The sequence below is a fragment of the Bacillus sp. FSL L8-0654 genome, assembly GCF_038629965.1.
GTDB lineage: Bacteria > Bacillota > Bacilli > Bacillales > Bacillaceae > Bacillus > Bacillus safensis.
The window spans coordinates 1,746,580-1,767,590 of sequence record NZ_CP152026.1; the positions used below are offsets into that span (position 1 = coordinate 1,746,580).

The window sequence follows — 21,011 nt, forward strand, 5'->3', positions numbered from 1 at the left end:
GTCAAAAGAAATCAGTCCTTCCCAATTCTTCTGATGAGAAGGTAAAATAAACATAAAGGGAGCGGTAGGATGTAATCATATCGCATCGGTATAAATAGAAGGGAGGAGGAGATCAACATGAAAAGTGAAAAGGAAAAAATGATCCAAGGAGAACATTATGTATCTAGTGACCAAACACTGATCGCAGATCGTGAAAGAGCAAGACAATTGACATACGCATATCAGCAAACCAATCAGCAAGAAAAAAGAACATCCATTTTAAAGGAATTATTAGGTGCTTGCGGAAATGATGTCGTTTTTGAAGGAAGACTGCAGTGCGATTACGGATACAATATCGAGATTGGCGAGCATTTTTTTGCGAATTTTGATGCAGTGTTATTAGACGTTTGCAAAATTACCATTGGACACCACTGTTTATTAGGTCCGAATGTACATATTTATACGGCTGGACACCCGCTTGATCCGATAGAACGTGCAAAAGGCATTGAATTCGGCAAACCAGTCACCATTGGAAACCATGTATGGATTGGCGGCGGTGCTATTATTAATCCAGGTGTCACAATTGGCGACAATGCTGTCATTGCATCTGGTGCCGTTGTGACAAAAAGTGTTCCAGCAAACGTGGTGGTTGGCGGAAATCCTGCGAAAATCATTAAATATCTTGAAGAATCAAAATCTGGCGAATAACGTTGGATTTTGATTTTTTCTATTTTGTCTCAATAAGATGAGTATACTTAATTTTGAGACAAGAGAAATTCATTGTTTGTTTAACTTCCTAGAATATATATTATGTAAACTAAGAAATGAGAATACATATTTGAGTGTCGATATTTAATTTCACAACCTCTACCACCTTCTCAATAAATTAGATCGGTCGTAAAGGTTGTGCCTTTCCTTATTGGCATTGGCTGCTACAGTAAATTAAATACTTTGGGATATTTCGTTTAAAAATATTTTTCTCTTTTCATCTGTTGTTAAATTAACTCTCGAAAAATGAATCCATTTGGTGTCTTCATTTTTAAGTCCCAAGTCAGCAAGAGTTCGGTTAATAAAAACGCTTTGAATCGCATTCCCACCTTCAGATTCTATATAATCCTTATCTGTTGTAGATGTTGAGATCACGGTTGTTTTTTTAATATATGTCAACAAACCTTTTAAAGCCCCAGTGTTTTGATCTTCTAAGAATGCGAAACCTCTTAACATGACTTTATCAATAAATCCTTTTAAAATTGCAGGTAAATCCCACCACCAGACAGGAAATATAAATATTAATTCAGTTGACTGACTTAATTTCTTTTGATAATCCTTAACTAATTGATCAGGCGTTTCTCCTTTATGAAAATACTTCAATTCCTCAGCTGAAAAGACGGGATTGAACCCATCTTTATATAAATCGATCACTTGAAATGGTTCTCTCTTTGTTTCTAGATTTTCTGTAATGGAAGTCAAAATGGCATGATTATAGCTTCCATCCCAAGGATGTGCATAGACAATTGTTTTCATGATTCATTCACCCTTTTTTGTTATTTTCATCATATTTTGATGTACATTCATTTTATTGTATGCTATAACGTACTACAAGTACGGTGATTAAAGTGCGATACTAACTTAAAGGAGAGTGTGAAATGACCAAAGAATCCTTTACAGCTCATGCTGATCTAAAAGAAACTGGATTTGGGTACACTTTATCATTAATTGGTGGGAAATATAAGATGACGGTACTGTATGCTTTATATGCAAACAATGCGCCTATTCGCTATAATCAGTTGAAACGAATGCTTGGGGCAATCTCTTTTAAAACATTAACCAATACACTAAAAGAGCTTGAAGCAGATCAGTTAATTAATCGTAAAGAATATCCTCAAGTGCCTCCAAAAGTAGAATATAGTTTATCGGAAAAGGGATTATCATTGATCCCTGTATTAGATGCGATTTGCTATTGGGGTGAAGAACAAATGAAAAAATAGTTAGACGTTGAGTGAAATTGTACTTTTAGGCAAAAGGGTGTACATTCAGTCAAAAAAAGAGCATCTCTCTTGAGATACTCTTAGAACATTGATAAATCTCATGAAATATTAAGTTGTCTTTCTCTTATTTTTTGTTTGAGTTATGCTGCAAATAAACAACATGAGTTTGTAAAAATTCTTCTAAACCATGTTTACCATCTGCTCCGCCAATTCCAGATTTCTTACGACCTGCGTGGAATCTTTGAAAAAAATAGAGATTCCAAATGGAAACTCTATTTTTTATATCAACCAACCTTACACAATGAAATAAAAAGCTTTTAAAGGTCCATGCACACCTACGACCAAATTCATTTCGATATCTGCAGAATTACTTGGTCCAGAAATAAAGTGAATACAAGAAGCAACAGCTTCTCCCTTTTCCACACGTTGGTTTAGGTCAGAAACAGCCTGTGTAATACGTGCCACAATCGTTTCACGCGGGATAATCGTGACATAGACAGTCGGCAAAAAGTGAAGTGCCCGCCCTTGTCCCTCATGAGTTTTTACAACAATTGTTCCTGACTCGGCAAGTGCATAGTCACTGAATGTAATACCAATATTGGCTTTTTCGGCGAGGGAATGATTCGCTTCACGTCCTCTTTTTGAATCCCATACATGTACCTCTATATTTTCTTCCGGCCATTCTTTTTCAAGTAAATCTGTTAAGCCATATTCTTTGAAACGTGAATCTTGGGCTGTCATTACGGGCCCCCCGCCATGTTCAGAAACAATTTTCTTTAAAGCTTCAGCTAAGTGATCTTTTGTTGTTTCAAAAACAGTAGTATGAATTTTGCTGCAGTGCTCTGTGAACGTAGCGATTAACTCCTTTTCTGTATAACCTTTCATTACATCCCAGTTTACGTTATTCTTCCACTCTGGTCGTACAACACCACTTATTCGTCTTTCCCGTCCCAGCTGTTTAGCCACATGATTTAAAAAAACTTCCTGATTTTGAGCTGTTCCTCTCATTACTTTTCACCACCTTTTTTATGATTGTCAAACCAGTCTCGAAAACGTTCTTTACTTGGAGCTGGGAATTCTCGAATTTCAGTCCAATTTTTTAATGGGCCAATTCCTTTGGAGACTCGATCTCCTGATACAATGGGCTTCATAGCTGTAGGTGCCATTTTTGTACCTAGTTTGTATAGAGCAGCAGATGATGCTCCCATTCCAAACATTTTCATCGCTAGTTTCTCACCGAGAGGAGCACGTCCTTCTTTTTCAACAATTACTTGACGATGTTTTAAAAGTAGTTCGTGTAGCGGAATTTTAACTGGACAAGCATCAGTACATGCTGCACAAAGAGTTGATGCATATGGCAGTTCTTTATAATCGTCATATCCACCTAAAAGTGGACTTAATACTGCACCAATTGGCCCCGGATAGATAGAGCCATAAGAATGTCCTCCGACATGACGATATACTGGACATACATTAATACATGCTGCACAACGGATGCATTGTAATACTTGTTGGAACTCAGACCCTAAGATTTCAGAACGGCCGTTATCAACGACAACAAGGTGAAATTCTTCTGGACCATCTGCCTCTTCTTCATATTTAGGCCCTACTGTTGTAATGTAACTCGTTAGCTTTTGCCCTACTGCACTTCTGCAAAGCAATCCAACGAGTACATCCAGCTCCTCCATTGTTGGTACAAGACGTTCCATTCCCATTACAGCGATTTGCGTTTTTGGAATAGCAGTTACAAGATCCGCATTTCCTTCATTGGTCACTAAACAGATTGATCCTGTATTTGCAACGGCAAAGTTGCAACCGGTGACACCGATTTCTGCTTCAAGAAATTTTTCGCGCAGGATTTTACGAACAAATTTTGTCATCTCGTAAGGATCTTCCGACTTTCCATAACCTAGTTTTTCTTGAAATACATCACGAATTTGTTCTTTTTTCATATGAAGAGCCGGCGCTACGATGTGGGAAGGTGGTTCATGATCATCAACTTGCAAAATGTATTCGCCAAGGTCACTTTCTACCACTTCACAACCTATGTCTTCTAAAGTTTTATTCATTTCGATTTCTTCGGTTACCATTGATTTGGATTTCACGACTTTCTTGGCTTGTTTTTTTTCTGCAACTTCCTTTATGTATTGAGCGGCGTCTTCTTTTGTTTTCGCAAAAAAGACATGTCCCCCGCGTTTTGTAACATTTTCACTTAATTGCATTAAGTAATAATCTAAATTCTCCAGCGTGTGTTGACGGATTTGCTCCCCTAAATCACGCCATTCTTCCCAGTTCCCAAGCTCTTCACTAGCTGCCAAACGACGTGTATACAGGCGTTCTTGAGCTGTAGACACAGCTTCACGCATCGTAGAATCTTGGATTCCTTTATCAATACGTTCATTAAATTTTTTATCACTAATTTTCATGCTCATGTCGTGTTCCCCCTTGAATTAACGGCTATTTAATACCTCTGCAATATGCAGTACCCGCGCTGATTTTCCTAAACGTTCTATTCGTCCTCCAATATTCATTAAACATCCACAATCTGCACTAATTAAATAGTCCGCACCTGTCTGTTCAACACTTTCTACTTTTTCGTCTACCATTTGTTCAGATATTGGCATCATTTTCACAGAAAAAGTTCCACCAAATCCACAGCAATTTTGGGCGTTGGGAAGGGGCTTAACCTCTAATTCTTTTACATTAGAAAGCAGCGTAAAAGGTGCTTCCTTCACACCTAGCAAACGTGTCATATGACAAGATGTATGATAGGTCGCTTTCCCTTTTAAACGTGCCCCTACATCTGTAACCTTTAACACCTCTACGATAAATTGAGTTAGTTCATACGTTTTCTCAGCAAGACGCCTTGCTCGCTCCTCCCATTGAAAATCTCCTTTGAATATATGTGGATATTCGTGGAACATCGCTGCACAAGAACCAGAGGGAGTTACTATATACTCTGCATCTTCAAAGGTTTGAATCATATTTTTCGCTGCTTGCTTGGCTTCGGCAACATAGCCACTATTATAGGCGGGCTGGCCACAACATACTTGTGATGTAGGAAATGATACTTCACAACCAAGGTGTTCAAGTATCTCAACTGTTGCCTTACCGACATTCGGCTGGAAAGTATCAATTAAACATGTAATAAATAAGCTCACTTTCAATTTTAAATCCTCCTCTTAACGAATATTTAGATTTACCTGGTCGGCTGATGACTGAAAAGTAAAAGCAGGCCCCTTCTCTCATAAGTATTTTTATTGTGTATTCTCCATGTGAGATGAATATGATTCCCTTCAATTAGCACGCGTAGAGTGGAAAAAACATTGAGTTGTAACCTATTCATCTAAAAAGGAATCCTTGTAATATAAACAAGGGAATTGATCTATTAGACCCTTCCCCTGACTGTATCTCTTTGTAAATTTACTAGTTAGCCTTTCATGATTTTTTAGGCTAAAACAGAGTTTCTTTTTGTTAATACATCTTGCCCATATTGTTTCACTTCTTCCAGCCATGTTTCTTTTACAGGCACGCCCATTTTTTCACAATAGTAATCCCAGATTGCACCGAAAGGATACGTTTTGAATTCCTCTATTAATGCTAATCTTTCTGTAAAGTTTCCATCTTCCTGTAACTGTTTTAAATGTTCATTTGGTACTAACATTTTAATAAATAATGAAAATCGTCAGGAACCATTAGAAAAGATTTTGCATTTTCTAAAATCTCCGGATGATTTTGTTTGATTGAATAAAGTTGATAAATCGTATTAAATTTTTGAAATTGAATTCCTGTCTCTAGATACAGACGTTCCTTCATGAATGTTTTAAAAACCTCATCCATCATCCCGTCTGTTCTCGAATCGCGATAGGCAACAAAATCTGTTAAAGGTTTGTTCCATTCATCTAGTAAAACAAAGTCTACTGCCCATGTATCAATACCGATACTTTCTGGAGATAATCCCATTTCACTACATTGATGGATTCCCTTTTTTATTTCTTCAAATAATCGATCAAGCTCCCAGCAAAACTGGCCATTTTTTTGGACCATTTTATTCTCGAAACGGTGGATTTCTTTTAGATTTAAAAGTCCATCTTCAAGATGACCCGCTATTAATCTTCCACTAGAAGCACCAATATCAACTGCTAAACAACATTTCTTCATTTTAATCACCCTTTGCATGAAAGCGTTTGCTTATGTCTTTATATTAAGCCAGCTAAAAGGAGAAAATAATGTCTAAAATGATTTATTTATTGTCCTTATTTGCAATTGTTTAAAATAAAAAAGAACATTTAGCAGCATCTTATCTTTTTGCTAAGTGTTCTCTGAATTGCTTTGGGGTCTGATGATATTTGTTTTTAAAAATCCGATAGAAATAACTTACATTATCATATCCAACTTGATCTATAACAGAGGCAATTGGCATATCTGTACTTTCCAGTAACTCTTTCGCTTTATTTAAACGTTTTTCTTGAAGTAATTCTTTAAATGTATAGTTGGTAGCCTTTTTAATCTCTTTACTTAAAGCATAAGCGGGCTGGCTTAATTTTGTGGCTAATTCATTCAGTGATGCACTCTGGAAATGTTCATCAATATACTTTAATGATTCAACAATTAAATAATGTTGTACAGGATTGTCTTCTGTATGTTCGGCCTTATCAGCGTGTTTAATTAACTCCACCATTAAAAGCCCCATATACAATTTAATGGTGGATTCAGACATAAAAGCAGGAGACATAATTTCAATAATAATTTTTTTTATTAATTCTTGAATGCTTTCTACATCTGAAACTTTAAAGTAAAGGAATTGTCCATTTTGAGTACTGTTATATAAACTGTTAATTAAGAAATTACTAATTCTGTTTTCAGTCGTTAAAAACGAAAAGATAAAATCAAAAAAATGAGGTAAAATGATAAAATTAATAATAATGTCTTCTTCTGCACAAGCTTGAGTTTCATGCTCAATATGCTGGTTTAAAAATAACAGCTCCCCTTGTTGCAATTTTATTCTTTGATTCCCTACTTTTTGGTTATACTCTCCATTGTAAACATAATTAATCTCAATGTAGTCGTGTTTATGTTTAGGAAAATCCACAAAGCGTGTATGTTTTCGAACCGTAATCATACTCTCTTGATTGAGAAATTTTTGACTTTCTATAATAAAATTAGACTGATTGGTATAAATGTCTTTATTTATCTCTTTTCTGTTTTGTAGAATCAGTTCCTCTTCATCTGTTATCTTTAATAATTGATTGAGAAGATCATGTTGCATAGGTTTCTCCTTTGTTTATAATCTTACTTCATTGTTTATTAGACTTCTTCAACCAAAGCCCACATACCTTCTTTCTTTTATAGAGTCTAACTCCATGCTTTTTAAAAAGAGACTACCTGAAGTAGTCTCTTTATTATTTCCCAAGCTCATAGGTTTGTACAAAAGTGCTTTCTGTAAGAATGGCTTTGACTCCTGTTTGTTCAATTATCTAAAAATGAATGATCCCTAATTCTATTGATGTTTTAATGGCTTCAGCTCTTGATGTCACATTTAGTTTTTGATAAATGTTTGTTAAATGTGCTTTTACAGTTCTCTCGGAAATTCCCATATCAAATGCAATTTCCTTACTCCGAAACCCTCTAGCTACTGCTTGCAAAACGAGCATTTCTTTTTCGGTAAGCAAGTGGTTGTCTGTTTTCAATTTTTCTTGAGGTTCTTTGTGTACGGTTGATTCAAATACCTTTGAGGCCACATTTGATTGAAGTAAAATGTCTCCTCTGATGGCCGCTTCAATTGTATTAAATAAGTTTTCTCTGCTGGCATCCTTTAAGAGGTAGCCTTTTGCACCAAGCTGTAACCCTTGGATCATTAATTTTTCTTCATTATAAGTAGTCAAAATGAGTACGGGAACTTTTATTTGAAGAGTCTGCATTTCTTTAAGCATATCAAGCCCGCTCATCATAGGCATGTTGAGGTCAAGTAATACAAGGTCTGGGGATTTTTCTTTTATGACATCTATCCCCTTTCCTCCATCTTCTGCTTCTCCAACTACTTCAAATCTTTCGTCTGTTTCAAGAATTAATTTTAATCCTTCTCTCACAACATAATGATCATCAACAATCACAATTCGATAAGACACTGTATTTACTCCTTTTTCAAAGGTATGTTCACTATTACTTGTGTACCTTCATTTTTTTTACTTTTCAAATGGATCTCTCCACCAAGCAGCCGAACACGTTCTGACATACCAATGATGCCGTAATGTCCAAAAGTGGATTCTCGTTTTTTCTCATCAAATCCCACTCCATTGTCTGCTATTTTCAAATGGATGTGATCACCTTGTTGTACCATCACTAACTCGACATGGCTTGCTTTGGCATGTTTTGAAACATTCGTTAAGCATTCTTTTATCATGTAAACAGTATGTTCAATAAAAAAAGGTGACATATTCTGAGGTACAGATATCTTTGTACGAATTGGGATATTCGTTGCTGTCGTAAATCGATTTACTTCATTTTTCACTGTTTCAGTTAAATCGTATTGATCATGACGATCCTTCCGAAGATCATCGATCACCAATCGTGCCTCACCTAATGTTTTTCGCGCTTGGCTCATTGAGCCCTTGATAATGCTTTGAGCACGCTGGGTATTTTGATTCTCTAAATGTGCTTGAACAGCTTCCAATTGCATAATAATGCCTGCAAGCCCTTGTGCAAGGGTATCATGTAAATCTCTCGCCATTCTTTGACGCTCATTAGCAAGGGTTAACTCCTCCACCTGCTGATGTGCGAGTTCGAGTTCCTTTAGAAACGTTTGAGTTCGTATTCTAGCCTTTACTTGTCTAAAAAATAAGATAGAGTATGCAACGACCACAATAAGGATAAGAAATAAAATCGGAATGTAGACAGTCAGATCATCTGTATCATTAACCAAAATAAGAGCTAGAAAAAAAAGTACATAAAAACAAAGTCCTGTCAAAATAATCTTTAATGTATGATAGTATACACCGATGCTTTGAGCGATTAATAACGGTAAAAGACCAATTAAAATAACAGGAGAGGCAGCTTGCATAGCTAAAACACAAAGTAGAATAACGATTCCTTGTATGAAGAAATAAATCCAAGGCTTCTTCTTGAACCAATAAAATGACCACCAGTGCAAAATGAGATGGATCGCGATAAGGCCAGAAAAAAACAAACTTGAAAGCGATAAAGATGCTGTTAAAAACTGAAAAATCATCGCTGCAGCATAAACAAGAACGCCCCATAATAACGTGGGAATTCGGGAATAGATCATTTCATTAAATGGGTCTATCCGTTTCTTAACCATAAACTCTCACCTTCCAAACCCCATCATAACACGAAAAATACCGCCCGCCTTTTAAAGAGGCAATGGCGGTATTAGGATTTTAACATTTTAAAAAGAATACATTATATAATCTTCTTTTCTTTTTGGGCAATTGACTCTCCTTCAATATCAATATGCGGAAGCAATCGTGCCAGCCATTTTGGTAAGTACCAATTTGCCCGCCCTAATAGCATCATACAAGCAGGGATAAAGGTCATTCTAATGACAAATGCATCGAATAAAACCCCAAATGCCAATGTTAATCCCATTGTTTTAATAATCAAGTCTTGAGCAAAAATAAAGCTTGCGAAAACGAAAATCATAATTAAGCCTGCTGCAGTTACAACCCTGCCACTATGCTGTAATCCAGAAATAACAGATTTTTTTGCATCATGAGATAGAAGGAATTCTTCCCTCATTCTACTAACTAAAAATACTTCATAATCCATTGCAAGACCAAATAATATTCCTGTCACTAGTACAGGCATAAAGTTTAACAACGGTCCTGCTGCAGGTATTCCAAACAATGGGGCAAGGTGTCCATCCTGTAAAACAAAGACAGCAAAACCTAATGTAGCAGTTAATGTCATTAAAAACCCTAGTACAGCCTTTAATGGAACAAGGAATGATCTAAATACAAGAATCATTAACACAAAAGCAAATCCAATAATGACTCCTGCAAATTTTGGCAATGCTTCACTGAGTCTATCTGAAATATCTATATTCACGGCAGTAGAACCAGTCACAAGAAACTTTGTGTCAGTCACACTCGATACATTTCGAATGTCTTTCACTAATTGCTTCGTTTCTTTATCCTCCGGACCACTTCTAGGTAAGATTGTTAACATTGCGTACTCACCCGATTGATCAGGGATCGCCGGCGTGATTTGTTTGATACCATCCATTTTTTCTAACAATTTTGATGATTTCTCGATGGACTTGGACTTCATCGTTTTATCTGCTTGAGAGGCATCTATGATGACAACAAGTGGTCCATTAAACCCCTTGCCAAAACCTTCTGCTAAAAGATCGTATCCTTTACGTTCAGTTGTTTCTTTGCCTTTCATACCGTTATCCGGAAGACCAAGCTCCATATGAAGTGCTGGCCAGCTTATCAATCCTGTCAATAAAATGACACCTAGCATTATTTTACCCGGATGCTTTTGAATAAATCTTCCCCAGCCCATTGTTTTTTTCTCTTTTTTTGGCTGTAATTTAGAAAATAACTTATTTTTCCTAGAAGGACTCACCTTATCTCCAAGAAGCCCTAGTATAGCTGGAACAATCGTGAGGGAAACAAGCATAACAGATAGTACCATAAAGGCTCCCACAAGGCCCATGATACCTAGAAACGGTATGTCAACTAATACAAGTCCACATAATGCAACAATGACAGTGACGCCCGCAAATAATACAGCACTTCCTGCGGTACCCACTGCTCTAGCAGCAGCCTCATTCAAATTGTAGCCTTCTGCTAACAGCTGTCGATATCTTGAAATGATAAACAGCGCATAATCAATTCCTACTGCAAGACCAATCATCACCGCTAATGTGAGACTAAATGCAGACATGTCTACAAAGTTTGAGGTGATTAAAATGACCATCACACCTATTACTAACCCAATCACAGCCGTCAATATTGGTAATCCTGCGACCAAAAGTGAAGCAAATGTAAAGGCTAAAATCAAGAAGGCGAAGATAATCCCTATGATTTCAGAAATGCCACCTACTTCAATTTCAGAGAATGTCACGGAGCCGCCTAATTCCGTTTGGATGCCCGCATCTTTTGAAATCTTTATGCTATTTAATACTTTCTCTTTTGAGGATTCCTTTACCTTGTCCGCTTTCACTCGATACGTAATATCCGCATATCCTATTTTCTTATCTTTACTTATCGTAAAGGTCTCATATAAATCGGTCACCTGCTTAACTGCTTTATCCTTTTTAATTTCTTTTATCGTCTCATTAATTTTATGTTTCACTTTCTTTGCTTCTAAAGTTTCATCTTTAGGTGCTTTAAATATTAGACGAATCGTTCCCTCATCATCACCTGCTGGGAACTTCTTTTCCAAGAGATCCATCGCTTTTTCAGATTTTGTTCCTGGAATCGACATATCTCCATTAAATGAAACGCCTGTCCCTATTGTTGCTGCAACTACAGCTACTAAAATAAGTAACCAACCGATTAACATTCGTTTCGGCTTAGTAAAAGCAAAGTTTCCTAAGTTATATAAAAATTTAGCCATTCACTTACTCCTTTTTCATCGAATTCATGATATTCACCTCTTTATTCTACGTAATGAAATAGTTGATTAAAATTGTACTTTTGGGCAAAAGGGATTGTACATTTAGGCAAGAAAAAGAGCATCTCTTTTGAGATACCCTTCTATTTATAGAGAGCGTTCATTTTATCTATATCATCATTTGGCCAATTCCGGATCAGTTGTATTAGTCATATCTGGTTATTTTGATTTAATTCCTGCACCACAAAGAGGTATGACGATTGTTTCTTTTGCTTCCTTTTTATATTTCAGGTAGCCAGCAAAATTGACTGCAGATGTCACTTCCACATAAAATCCTTTCTCACTTAGTTTAGAGCGTGCATTCAATATCTCATCCTCTTCAATATCTATAAATGTACCATTGGTATCTTGTACAGCTTCTAGAATTTGTTTGGAGCGGGCCGGGGCAGCAATGGCTATCCCTTCTGCTAAGGTCCCTGTATTCGTAACAGGCGATGCTGATTCTTCTTCATTTTGATAAGCTTTCACGAGAGGAGCACAGTTTTTCGCTTGTATGGCAATGATTTTCGGTATTTTATGAATCAAACCATTTTCAAATAACTCTTTAAAACCGTAATACGCACCTAGAAGGAGAGTACCATTTCCAACCGGAATGATTAAAGCATCAGGTGCTCCTTTTATTTGTTCATATATTTCATAGGCGTATGTTTTTGTTCCTTCAAAAAAATAAGGATGATACACATGGCTTGCATAAAAAACGTTTTCGGCGTCTACTGCTTTTTGCGCCGCGGCTGCAATATCCTCGCGTGTACCGCGAATTTCTTTAACCGTTGCTCCATGGGCTTTTATTTGAGCGATCTTTTTAGGTGAAGTTTCATCGCTTAGATAGATGTCACATGCAATCTCGCAACGAGCTGCATAAGCGGCAATCGCCGTTCCTGCATTCCCGCTGCTATCCGCAATGACTTTTGATACCCCTAATTCCTTTGCCTTTGTCATTAAAACAGCAGCTCCTCGATCTTTAAAAGATAGCGTAGGCATCATATAATCAACTTTTACATAAGTGTTTGGCTCATTAGGATCTAAAAGGATTAACGGAGTTTGACCTTCACCCATTGTTACAGATTCCCAAGTCTTAGAACCCTTTGAAAATGGCATGGTTTCTACATAACGCCATAATGAGTTTGGATATTGATCCCAAGCCGCCATATCTATTTGAGGGGTATCTTTCACCAGGTTTAATACGCCGTTACAATCACATTTCCATAGAGTTGGTGTCATCTCATACCTTTTCCCGCAATGGTTACAAATCAATTGATTCATCAATCATCAGCCCCCTTGAATAATTTTTTATATGAAATATACTTTTTTATATATCGTGGGCAAAAAAATATTCTAAATATAAGAAATAGCATCAATTTCAATTTTGAAACCAAAATGTAATTCATTCGTTGGTACAACAGTACGTGCTGGCTTATGTTCACCGAAAAATTCAGTGTAAACCGCATCTACTTTATCCCATAGTTCAATATCAGAAATGTATAATGTCATACGCAAAATCTTTTCTTTTTTACTTCCGGCTGCTTCTACAATCATCTCCACATTCTTAAGCGCTTGTAATGTCTCTTCTTCAATGGGGCCGAATTCTTTTTCTCTCGTTTCGGGATTGATGGCAAATTGTCCTGAAACATAGACCGTGTTTTGATGAATGGTTGCGAATGCATAATGTCCGTTGGATTTTAGATTCCCTACCTCAAGGATGTTTTTCATTTCGTTTCCCCTTCATTCGATTTATGTTTGATTTCATCCAAATAGCTATAGACGGTGACTTTAGAAATACCTAACATAGATGCGACCTTCTCAACTGAACCTTTCATTAAAAAGATTCCCTTTTCATCCATGAACCTTATTAATTCAATTTTTTCATGGCGTTTCATGACTGGGTGAACACTATTTTGAATGATCTGTTGAATCAATTGATCTACTATTCCTTCCACATTTTCAAGATCATCATTTGATGTGGTTTCATTCTCTTGAACTTCAACTTTTGTAGAAAGAAAAGTATCCATAAATTGCTGCATTTGATTCAATGCTTCAACATCAAAATTGATACAGAATGCCCCGATCACCTTTTGCTTCGAATCACGAATTAATGAAGTCGAAGAACGAATGGTACGGTTGTCTTCGGTTTTAAATGTATACCCAGCAAGGTAATCTTCTTTAAAATCTTCGGATTGTAAAACAGTCTTTACCAAATGATCAAATGATTGACCGATTTTTCTTCCTGTCACATGATGATTGACTGTAAACATGACAGATGCTTGAGGGTTCGTTAAATCATGAATAACTATTTCACAATTTGGTCCAAACATTTTTGCCGTAGATTTTGCTAAAGGAATATAGCTCTCTAATAAATTCTTTATATTTTCCATGCCTAAGCACCTCATTTGTTTATTCCACTAGATTATATAATTTTTTATATATAAAAACAATATATAGATTTTTTTATACATGTTGAAAAAGTTGAGAAAATATAAAAAAAGCAGCCATTGACTGCTTTTTGCTTGTGCTCCTTTCTAATTGATTTCTTGCTGGATTCCATACAAAATGACTTCAATTCCCCACCTGAACCGTTCCATTGATACGGACCTGCAAATATTTCTTCTTTCAGGCTATGGATGAAAGGAATGCCGTCATCGTATGCATCTCCTCTTCTTTATGGAAATCGTTTAAAGCCACATCACATTTATATTATAACGAACACCGTTCGTTTAAAAAGTTTATTTCACGATTGTGTGTTTTAATGAAAAGAAACCAATCGTCCGCCATCATATGATACACTCCAACTAGGAATGTGAAAGGATGTCGAATCCTAACGATGATTCTTGAATCAGTCGTTTCTATTGTTCTAATTCTGAGTGTAAGAGGTGTTTCTATGAATAAATTATTGGCAACGTTGATATTAGGATTGGGCTTTAGTGGTGCTGCTCTCATTCTTTCTGTCCCTTTGTTATTCAAGTCCAAACCAGAACAATTTGAGCTGGTGTTTACTGCTGGATCAGCGGGCGCTTTCGCAGTATTCGCTGTCTCATGCCTAGTTCTTCGAAAACAATTCAATCGCTAAAAAACCTAAACACAATCCGCCATTAGAACAACGGTCCAATTGATCCTGCAAGTTGACCCATCAGATGTACGGTTTTTTATGGAGAAGGAACTTCCGCGAGAGCAGTCTCAAATGAAAGAAGTGCTCGGGGAACTCTATTTTACAACTTTAACATAAGGAGAATGACGATGGCATATTTATTACAGATAGATTTTAAGATGAAGGGTCCTTTCGGTGATGAAATGGCAAAAGAGTTTTCTGATTTAGCGAAAAGTATGAATGAAGAAGACGGATTAATTTGGAAAATATGGACGGAGAATCCTGAGAAAAATGAGATAGAAACAAATAAAAAATCATCCTTCTTAGTTTCTACCATGGAGAAACTGAAAAAAGCCTAATTCCCAGGCTTTTTTTCATTTTATATGCTGTTATCTGACCATGATAGCACCTGTCAGCCATGCAATAGACATGAGACCATCAGGTCATCACTTTCTGCTCGTTTTCTTAAACAAGTCCACGCCATCGTATGACAGACTTTCCACATGTACAGGTTTTTGCAGAATGTAATGATCAAAAAAGGTCCCCGTATAGTCGGTGACAAGATTCCTCATCTCCATCGCATCGCGTTCGCCTCTCAGTTCTTCGTTCACAACGGTAAACAGGATGTCGCAATAATCTAAATGTGCAGCATGGTTAACAGAGAAATAATAGGTTTCCATGCTATTGTTAGCGCCAATGATCGCATTCATATGATAGTTAGGCTCAGAAAACAGCAGCAAAAAGGGTTTTTTTAGGTCGTAGATAATGGGCGTTCTTGAAGGTGAAATGAATGGATACAAAAAAGCTGAATTTTGTGACCATCAGCTTTTTCGTTATGCTCTTTTATAGCGGCCATACATATATCGAATGTTTTTTGTGATGACAGAGGTACACATGCATAAAAAGGTCATCACCACGACCCAATACATATTTGACATGTCAAACCCAGTATAGGCAAATATGAAAATAGTGGAGACTGCAAATGTAATGATAAGAACGATGTAAACTCGCTTAAAGATGCAGTAGCCAACAATCCCCCATATCAAAGATAACAAAGGCAGTGTAAATAAGATCAGCGCCATGGGATGAAGAAAGAAAACACTCATCATGTCACTCTCCTTTATGAACCGGTGAAGAACCGAATATGTATCATATTAATAGGAAATCCGCACATTGTAAACAAAAATTGGAATTTAAGGAATATTTAATCTGAGGTGAATTGACATTCCGAATGTTATGTCATGTTGAATGGAAAAAGACTGCTTTCAGTAAGCAGCCCATTTCGCTAAGCTTTCAAATATTCAAGCCGGAGCATTTTGATATGTGAAAAGAGAATCTAACTATTTATCACCTGAATGATTTTTTCCTGAGCGTCTTGTGCCTCAGGGATTGGCATGACGACAAATACATGCAGCATTTCTGGATAAACAAAGGTTTTCATGTCAATTCCTTGTTCTGCTAGCTTTTCATCAAGCTTTAGTGCATCTGGATATAAAATATCATGTGTTCCAATAAAATGAGTGATCTTCGCAAGACCGTTAAAGTCACCGTGAATTGGACTGATTAATGGGTCAGTCACCTTTTTATCTGCTGCCCACATTTTTGTAATGACATCTATTCCTTCTGGCGCTAGAATGGGATCTTTATCGGCATATTCAAATATAAGAGGATTGCTTAAACTCATATCAACACATGCAGATAATAAAATGATATCCTTCGGCTGCGGCAGACCTTCCATCTTTAAGAGGTGCGCAAGGCCAAGAGAGATATTTCCGCCCGCTGAATCACCCATGATCGTTAATTGATCGGTACTCTCAACCGTTTTTAGTATTTCTTTATATAGATTTAGAATTTTTGGATAGGTATCTTGGTAGCTGTAATGAGGTAATTTAGGGTAAATAGGAGCGATCACTTTGGCGTTAAGGGACCTAGCCATTTTATCCATGTACCACCAATGGAAATTGAGAGGCTGGTTTACCCAGGCACCACCATGTATATATAAAATCACCTTTTGTTTTTGCGACATTTGGTCATTCAATGTGAAAACCTGCATTCCTTCGAAAGTCTGCTCCTTTATCTCACTTTTTAATTTCACATCGTCTCCGATTGCATAAGGCTTTATATTTTCTATTTGAGACAGAAGATTTTTGGTTTTTTCGACACTAGCAAAACTCTCTTTATTACTTTGGGACGTGAATAATGTTTCAAATTGAATGCTTTCTTCAGAACGTTCTCCATTAAAAATGTCGATACTCATTTTGTTATCTCTCCTTTAAGCAGATATGTTTATTCGTCATCCTCATTCATCACACGAAATGATTTGAGATACACTTGTACTTCTTTCTCAGGAGTCTTTAATAAGTTAGATAAAAGGTCTTGTATGAGACGGAGACCCTTAATTTTCTTTTCAATTTCTTCATGTTTTTGATGTACAATTCTTTTTAAAGTATCAAGTTCTATGTCTTGACTCAGCATTTCCAATATTTCTTTTATTTCCTTTAGTGAATAACCCAATGATTTGGCATCTTTGATCAATTGAATTTTCACAATATAATCTTCTGTGTATCGTCTATAACCGTTCGAACGGCGTCTCGGGACAGGTAAAATGTTGTGTTCTTCATAGTAACGAATTGCGGCAGGGCTTATTCCTGTTTGTTTGGCAAGTTCTCCTCTAGTCATCAACTCCGTCGTTACTCCTTTTTCGTGATTTTGTCTTTCTATATTTATATTATAAAGGTTGAACTATACTTCAAGGTCAAGATATGTTTTCGTGAAAAATAAAACACCATCGCATGCAGCCGGTTAAGGCGCCCTGAGACGGTGTTTTACATCATTCAATTTGCTTTTATAGGTCTTCTCCATTTGATGTGATTACATTTTTGTACCAGAAGAATGAGTCTTTGCGGTAACGATTCAGTGTACCATTTCCTAGGTCGTCTTGATCCACATAGATCAAACCATAGCGTTTAGTCATTTGAGATGTTCCGCAGCTGATTAAGTCAATGCAGCCCCAAGGTGTATACCCCATTAAGTCAACACCTTCTTTTACGGCTTCTTTCATCTGTTCAATATGTTTTTTCAAATAATCAATTCGATAATCATCGTGTACTTTTCCGTCTTGTGTCAATGTATCCCTTGCACCAAGTCCATTTTCACAAACAAATAAAGGCTTTTGGTATCTATCATACAGTTTAATTAATGAAATGCGCAGACCCATTGGATCGATCGGCCAATCCCATTGTGATAATTCCAAGTGTTCATTTTTAATCGGACTGTCAAACGTACCCGCTAGCTCAGCTGCATCTTCACGTGCTTCTGCTACATGGGACATATAGTAGCTGATCGCCACAAAATCAACAGTGCCTTCTTTTAAAATTTGTTCATCCTGCTCTTTAATATCCAGCTTGATTTGATTATCAGCAAAGTATTTTACCATGTATGTTGGATATTCGCCTCTAGCTTGAACATCAGGATAGAACATATTCAATTGATTCGATTTGACTGCCTGCAGCTGATCCTCTGGTTTTGTTGTTTTTGCATACGCTTCAATTTGGTTAATCATACAGCCAATTTGGACATCTGGAATGATTTCCTTTGCAGCCTTCACTGTTAAGGCACTTGCCACAAATTGATGATGAGATGCTTGGTAAGCAGCTTGTAATTTATGGTCTACTAGATCCTCTAAAATTCCAGCACCTGTATAAAGGCTATTGAGGTTCATATTCATTTCATTAAACGTAATCCAATATTTCACTTTGTTTTTATATCTTTCTAAAATCGCACGTGCGTATTTTTCGAACAATGGGACAAGCTCTCTACTCATCCACCCATTATATTTTTCTGTTAAAGTAATCGGCATTTCATAATGAGACATCGTTACTAGCGGTTCAATTCCATATTTCGCACATTCATCAAATACTTTATCGTAAAAAGCCAATCCTTCTTCATTCGGCTTGTCCTCTAAGCCTGTTGGAAAGATTCTTGCCCATGAGATAGACAAACGAAATACTTTAAATCCCATTTCTGCAAACAGTGCAATATCTTCTTCATAACGATGATAAAAATCTATTCCGCGTCTTTTTGGGAAATCAAATGCATCAGGATTTTCCTTGTACTTGTTTAGTTCAGCTGAACTCACATCGAATGTAAAGTTGTTCACTTTTCCTTGTGCATAAGGATCTTTATATGCAGCGAAGTCTGAAGTTGACAGCCCTTTTCCGCCTTCTAAATATGCACCCTCTATTTGATTGGCAGCGGTTGCGCCACCCCATAGAAAATTATCTGAAAATCCTTTTTTTAATTCTTTCATTTCAATCATCCCTTCTATTTTGATTAATGAATGAGCATTAAGAGTTTATTTTCTCCTGCGTTGACATAAGAGTCACCTGTATAGATAACATCCAGGTACTTCGAGGAATTAGTGACGATGATAGGTGTCACGACATCTAATCCTTTTGATTGAATTCCTTCTATATCAAATGATAATAAATGATCCCCGATGTTGATTTCATCTCCTTCTTCCACCAATACCTCAAAGAATTGACCATTTAGGCTGACGGTATCAATCCCTACATGTATTAATAATTCAACCCCATCATCTGAAACCAAACCTATTGCATGTTTAGTAGGTGTAACGGTCACTACTTTTCCGGAAAACGGCGCTTGTACCACCCCCTTATCAGGTATAATCGCTACTCCCTTGCCCATCATTTCGCTTGAAAAGACGGCATCATTTACGTCAGATAAAGGAACGACTTTACCAGTTATAGGTGCTTGTATTTCATAAGGATTTACTTGTCTGGCAGCTTGTTGATTGACTGCATTTTCTGGATTTTTAGATGGCTTTTCCTGTTTTTCCGGCTGACCTTCATCCTTTGTGGCAGGTTCCTTGAAGCCAAGAAACATAGTGGCAAGCAGTGAGACCAAAAAGCTCAGCGATATCCCAATTAAAGCCAGCTGGAAATTATTTGTGCCTTTCATAATGTAGGTTGGCAGAGATGTCATACCTGGAATTGAAAATGCTGTCGTTTTGACTGAGAATAAACCATAAAAACATCCGCCAACTGCGCCGCCTATTAATGAAGCATAGAAAGGCTTTTTCAGTCTCAGTGTTACTCCATAAATGGCTGGTTCTGTAATTCCAAAGAAACTCGGAAGCAATGTTGATAACGCCAAAGACCTTGTTTCTACTCGTTTTGTGCGAATGATGACACCTAAAACGGCGCCTGCTTGTGCCATATTGGCAATAAAGTTCATCGGAAGCAGCATGACATCGTAACCAACTTTTTCAAAGCTGGCAAACGTGCTTGGGAAGAATGCGTAATGCATCCCAGTTAGCACAATTAAAGGCATGAGGCCTCCCATTAATAAACCTGCAATTGGTCCAGCAAAATGGAATAAAGAAGTGAAAAAGATCTCTAAATACTGACCGAAAACGTTTCCAATAGGCGCTATGAAAGCTAGTGTAAGAGGCGCTGTAATCATTAAACTCAGTACCGGTGTAAATACGATACTTAAGGATTTTGGAATCACTTTCGTCATCCACTTATCAATAAAGCTAAGCAGCAGCACGCCTAAAATAATCGGTAGGACTGAAGAAGTATAATTATTTAATGGAATACTCAATCCTAAAAAACTAAGTGGATCGGCCCCTTTTGCTGCCCCTTCCACCATGGTGGGATACAATAAAATCCCAGCGAGTGCCATCGCGAGAGATTCTCGTGTTTTAAATTTCTTCGCTGCAGAATACGCAATGAGGAAAGGTAAAAAGTAAAAGACAGCATTTGAAAAGATTTGAAGTACAGCATAGGTAGAGCTTTTTTCCGTCATCCAGCCTAAACTAACGAACAAAGCCATGATCCCTTTAATCAATCCACTACCAACAATCGCTGGCAAAATGGGTGTGAAAATTCCGGTAATGACATCGAATACGACTTCGATTGGATTCATCTTTGACGTATTTTTGGCAGGAGGAGAATCATTGCTGCGCTCACCAATCAGATGGTCAATTTCCTCATAGACCTCTGCAACTTTTGCTCCAATAATGACTTGGAATTGTCCGCTTTGGAATTGCGCTCCAAGCACACCGTCTACTGTTTTTAGTTCATCTACTTTTACCTGTTTTTCATCGTTGATATTAAATCTCAGCCTCGTAATACAATGCCAGCTTTGAGATATATTGTCGGTTCCACCGATTAATTTGATAATTTCTTGCGCCAATTCTTTGTTTCCCATGTCTTCACCCCTTCATTTTCACAAAAAAAACCTAAACAAAATCCACCATTAGAAAGACTTCTAAATGGAGATTTGTTTAGGTTAATGCT

Annotated in this window: 20 protein-coding genes and 3 pseudogenes; 4 read left to right on the forward strand and 19 right to left on the reverse strand. The window is 37.0% G+C overall.

The genetic code is table 11. The features are described 5' to 3' along the window. The first annotated feature begins 117 nt into the window (after positions 1 to 117). Positions 118 to 687 carry a sugar O-acetyltransferase gene (locus MHH65_RS08845; protein WP_075623231.1) on the forward strand — a complete coding sequence of 190 codons (570 nt, stop codon included), beginning with the start codon at positions 118 to 120 and terminating at the stop codon, positions 685 to 687. Positions 688 to 921: 234 nt separating this feature from the next. Here the strand turns inward: MHH65_RS08845 and MHH65_RS08850 are convergent, their stop codons facing one another. Then, entirely contained in the window at positions 922 to 1,503 is a 582-nt protein-coding gene (locus tag MHH65_RS08850) for an NAD(P)H-dependent oxidoreductase (RefSeq protein WP_125587376.1), read from the reverse strand. Positions 1,504 to 1,625: 122 nt separating this feature from the next. Here MHH65_RS08850 and MHH65_RS08855 point away from each other — a divergent pair, with 122 nt between their 5' ends. Beyond that, the gene (locus MHH65_RS08855; protein WP_024425154.1) at positions 1,626 to 1,967 is read left to right on the forward strand and encodes a helix-turn-helix domain-containing protein; all 342 of its coding nucleotides are present in this window, start codon (positions 1,626 to 1,628) and stop codon (positions 1,965 to 1,967) included. 294 nt (positions 1,968 to 2,261) lie between these two features. Here MHH65_RS08855 and MHH65_RS08860 read toward each other — a convergent pair whose 3' ends face one another. The 12 genes and pseudogenes from MHH65_RS08860 to MHH65_RS08915 all read right to left on the reverse strand — a co-directional run bounded on the left by MHH65_RS08860 (position 2,262) and on the right by MHH65_RS08915 (position 13,978). Next, positions 2,262 to 2,975 carry a lactate utilization protein C gene (locus tag MHH65_RS08860; protein ID WP_025093241.1) on the reverse strand — a complete coding sequence of 238 codons (714 nt, stop codon included), beginning with the start codon at positions 2,973 to 2,975 and terminating at the stop codon, positions 2,262 to 2,264. Further along, on the reverse strand, positions 2,975 to 4,399 hold the full coding sequence (locus tag MHH65_RS08865; RefSeq protein ID WP_025093240.1) for a LutB/LldF family L-lactate oxidation iron-sulfur protein: 1,425 nt from the start codon (positions 4,397 to 4,399) through the stop codon (positions 2,975 to 2,977). Before MHH65_RS08865 ends, MHH65_RS08860 begins: the two co-directional genes overlap by 1 nt. An 18-nt stretch (positions 4,400 to 4,417) precedes the next feature. Further along, positions 4,418 to 5,134, reverse strand: a complete 717-nt coding sequence (locus tag MHH65_RS08870) for a (Fe-S)-binding protein (protein ID WP_025093239.1) — start codon at positions 5,132 to 5,134, stop codon at positions 4,418 to 4,420. A gap of 281 nt (positions 5,135 to 5,415) precedes the next feature. After that, a pseudogene (locus MHH65_RS08875) lies at positions 5,416 to 5,631 on the reverse strand (L-rhamnose isomerase); the annotation flags it as partial. Beyond that, positions 5,625 to 6,146, reverse strand: a complete 522-nt coding sequence (locus MHH65_RS08880) for an FGGY family carbohydrate kinase (RefSeq protein WP_326375561.1) — start codon at positions 6,144 to 6,146, stop codon at positions 5,625 to 5,627. The pseudogene MHH65_RS08875 and the gene MHH65_RS08880, both read right to left, overlap by 7 nt. A 121-nt stretch (positions 6,147 to 6,267) precedes the next feature. Beyond that, positions 6,268 to 7,236: an AraC family transcriptional regulator gene (locus tag MHH65_RS08885; protein WP_125587383.1), complete on the reverse strand. Its 969-nt coding sequence runs from the start codon at positions 7,234 to 7,236 to the stop codon at positions 6,268 to 6,270. Positions 7,237 to 7,444: 208 nt separating this feature from the next. Further along, positions 7,445 to 8,095: a response regulator transcription factor gene (locus MHH65_RS08890; protein ID WP_034621996.1), complete on the reverse strand. Its 651-nt coding sequence runs from the start codon at positions 8,093 to 8,095 to the stop codon at positions 7,445 to 7,447. A gap of 5 nt (positions 8,096 to 8,100) precedes the next feature. After that, entirely contained in the window at positions 8,101 to 9,285 is a 1,185-nt protein-coding gene (locus MHH65_RS08895; protein WP_268414427.1) for a sensor histidine kinase, read from the reverse strand. A 101-nt stretch (positions 9,286 to 9,386) separates the two neighbouring features. Next, positions 9,387 to 11,549, reverse strand: a complete 2,163-nt coding sequence (locus MHH65_RS08900) for an MMPL family transporter (RefSeq protein WP_111291092.1) — start codon at positions 11,547 to 11,549, stop codon at positions 9,387 to 9,389. Positions 11,550 to 11,765: 216 nt separating this feature from the next. Beyond that, positions 11,766 to 12,869: a threonine synthase gene (locus MHH65_RS08905; protein ID WP_268414428.1), complete on the reverse strand. Its 1,104-nt coding sequence runs from the start codon at positions 12,867 to 12,869 to the stop codon at positions 11,766 to 11,768. A 72-nt stretch (positions 12,870 to 12,941) separates the two neighbouring features. Then, positions 12,942 to 13,316 carry a RidA family protein gene (locus tag MHH65_RS08910; RefSeq protein WP_197202499.1) on the reverse strand — a complete coding sequence of 125 codons (375 nt, stop codon included), beginning with the start codon at positions 13,314 to 13,316 and terminating at the stop codon, positions 12,942 to 12,944. Then, positions 13,313 to 13,978, reverse strand: coding sequence for a helix-turn-helix transcriptional regulator (locus MHH65_RS08915; RefSeq protein ID WP_268414430.1), 666 nt, complete (start codon positions 13,976 to 13,978; stop codon positions 13,313 to 13,315). The genes MHH65_RS08910 and MHH65_RS08915 overlap by 4 nt, the downstream gene beginning before the upstream one ends. Positions 13,979 to 14,481: 503 nt before the next feature. Between MHH65_RS08915 and MHH65_RS08920 the strand changes: the two genes are divergently transcribed. Next, positions 14,482 to 14,670, forward strand: a complete 189-nt coding sequence (locus MHH65_RS08920) for a hypothetical protein (protein WP_061109938.1) — start codon at positions 14,482 to 14,484, stop codon at positions 14,668 to 14,670. A gap of 167 nt (positions 14,671 to 14,837) precedes the next feature. Beyond that, a pseudogene (locus MHH65_RS08925) lies at positions 14,838 to 14,975 on the forward strand (YdhR family protein); the annotation flags it as partial. 159 nt (positions 14,976 to 15,134) lie between these two features. Here the strand turns inward: MHH65_RS08925 and MHH65_RS08930 are convergent. The 6 genes and pseudogenes from MHH65_RS08930 to MHH65_RS08955 form a co-directional block, all read right to left on the reverse strand. Beyond that, positions 15,135 to 15,446: pseudogene (locus MHH65_RS08930) on the reverse strand (choline esterase); the annotation flags it as partial. 75 nt (positions 15,447 to 15,521) lie between these two features. Next, entirely contained in the window at positions 15,522 to 15,794 is a 273-nt protein-coding gene (locus MHH65_RS08935; protein ID WP_342497902.1) for a DUF2651 family protein, read from the reverse strand. A gap of 230 nt (positions 15,795 to 16,024) precedes the next feature. Next, positions 16,025 to 16,945, reverse strand: coding sequence for an alpha/beta hydrolase (locus MHH65_RS08940; protein WP_208945762.1), 921 nt, complete (start codon positions 16,943 to 16,945; stop codon positions 16,025 to 16,027). Between the two features lie 29 nt (positions 16,946 to 16,974). Beyond that, positions 16,975 to 17,367: a MerR family transcriptional regulator gene (locus MHH65_RS08945; protein WP_103132481.1), complete on the reverse strand. Its 393-nt coding sequence runs from the start codon at positions 17,365 to 17,367 to the stop codon at positions 16,975 to 16,977. A gap of 166 nt (positions 17,368 to 17,533) precedes the next feature. Then, positions 17,534 to 18,997 (reverse strand): glycoside hydrolase family 1 protein, encoded by a 1,464-nt coding sequence (locus MHH65_RS08950; RefSeq protein ID WP_268414433.1) that lies wholly within the window; start codon positions 18,995 to 18,997, stop codon positions 17,534 to 17,536. Positions 18,998 to 19,020: 23 nt separating this feature from the next. Beyond that, positions 19,021 to 20,922, reverse strand: a complete 1,902-nt coding sequence (locus MHH65_RS08955) for a beta-glucoside-specific PTS transporter subunit IIABC (RefSeq protein ID WP_268414434.1) — start codon at positions 20,920 to 20,922, stop codon at positions 19,021 to 19,023. Positions 20,923 to 21,011 lie beyond the last annotated feature (89 nt).

Coding starts and splice junctions, on each gene's coding strand:
- MHH65_RS08905 (WP_268414428.1), bottom strand. CDS start 12,869: ATGAATCAATTGATTTGTAACCATTGCGGGAAAAGGTATGAGATGACA.
- MHH65_RS08850 (WP_125587376.1), bottom strand. CDS start 1,503: ATGAAAACAATTGTCTATGCACATCCTTGGGATGGAAGCTATAATCAT.
- MHH65_RS08940 (WP_208945762.1), bottom strand. CDS start 16,945: ATGAGTATCGACATTTTTAATGGAGAACGTTCTGAAGAAAGCATTCAA.
- MHH65_RS08910 (WP_197202499.1), bottom strand. CDS start 13,316: ATGAAAAACATCCTTGAGGTAGGGAATCTAAAATCCAACGGACATTAT.
- MHH65_RS08860 (WP_025093241.1), bottom strand. CDS start 2,975: ATGAGAGGAACAGCTCAAAATCAGGAAGTTTTTTTAAATCATGTGGCT.
- MHH65_RS08935 (WP_342497902.1), bottom strand. CDS start 15,794: ATGAGTGTTTTCTTTCTTCATCCCATGGCGCTGATCTTATTTACACTG.
- MHH65_RS08895 (WP_268414427.1), bottom strand. CDS start 9,285: ATGGTTAAGAAACGGATAGACCCATTTAATGAAATGATCTATTCCCGA.
- MHH65_RS08920 (WP_061109938.1), top strand. CDS start 14,482: ATGAATAAATTATTGGCAACGTTGATATTAGGATTGGGCTTTAGTGGT.
- MHH65_RS08950 (WP_268414433.1), bottom strand. CDS start 18,997: ATGAAAGAATTAAAAAAAGGATTTTCAGATAATTTTCTATGGGGTGGC.
- MHH65_RS08955 (WP_268414434.1), bottom strand. CDS start 20,922: ATGGGAAACAAAGAATTGGCGCAAGAAATTATCAAATTAATCGGTGGA.
- MHH65_RS08845 (WP_075623231.1), top strand. CDS start 118: ATGAAAAGTGAAAAGGAAAAAATGATCCAAGGAGAACATTATGTATCT.
- MHH65_RS08865 (WP_025093240.1), bottom strand. CDS start 4,399: ATGAGCATGAAAATTAGTGATAAAAAATTTAATGAACGTATTGATAAA.
- MHH65_RS08915 (WP_268414430.1), bottom strand. CDS start 13,978: ATGGAAAATATAAAGAATTTATTAGAGAGCTATATTCCTTTAGCAAAA.
- MHH65_RS08945 (WP_103132481.1), bottom strand. CDS start 17,367: ATGACTAGAGGAGAACTTGCCAAACAAACAGGAATAAGCCCTGCCGCA.
- MHH65_RS08855 (WP_024425154.1), top strand. CDS start 1,626: ATGACCAAAGAATCCTTTACAGCTCATGCTGATCTAAAAGAAACTGGA.
- MHH65_RS08880 (WP_326375561.1), bottom strand. CDS start 6,146: ATGCAAAGGGTGATTAAAATGAAGAAATGTTGTTTAGCAGTTGATATT.
- MHH65_RS08885 (WP_125587383.1), bottom strand. CDS start 7,236: ATGCAACATGATCTTCTCAATCAATTATTAAAGATAACAGATGAAGAG.
- MHH65_RS08900 (WP_111291092.1), bottom strand. CDS start 11,549: ATGGCTAAATTTTTATATAACTTAGGAAACTTTGCTTTTACTAAGCCG.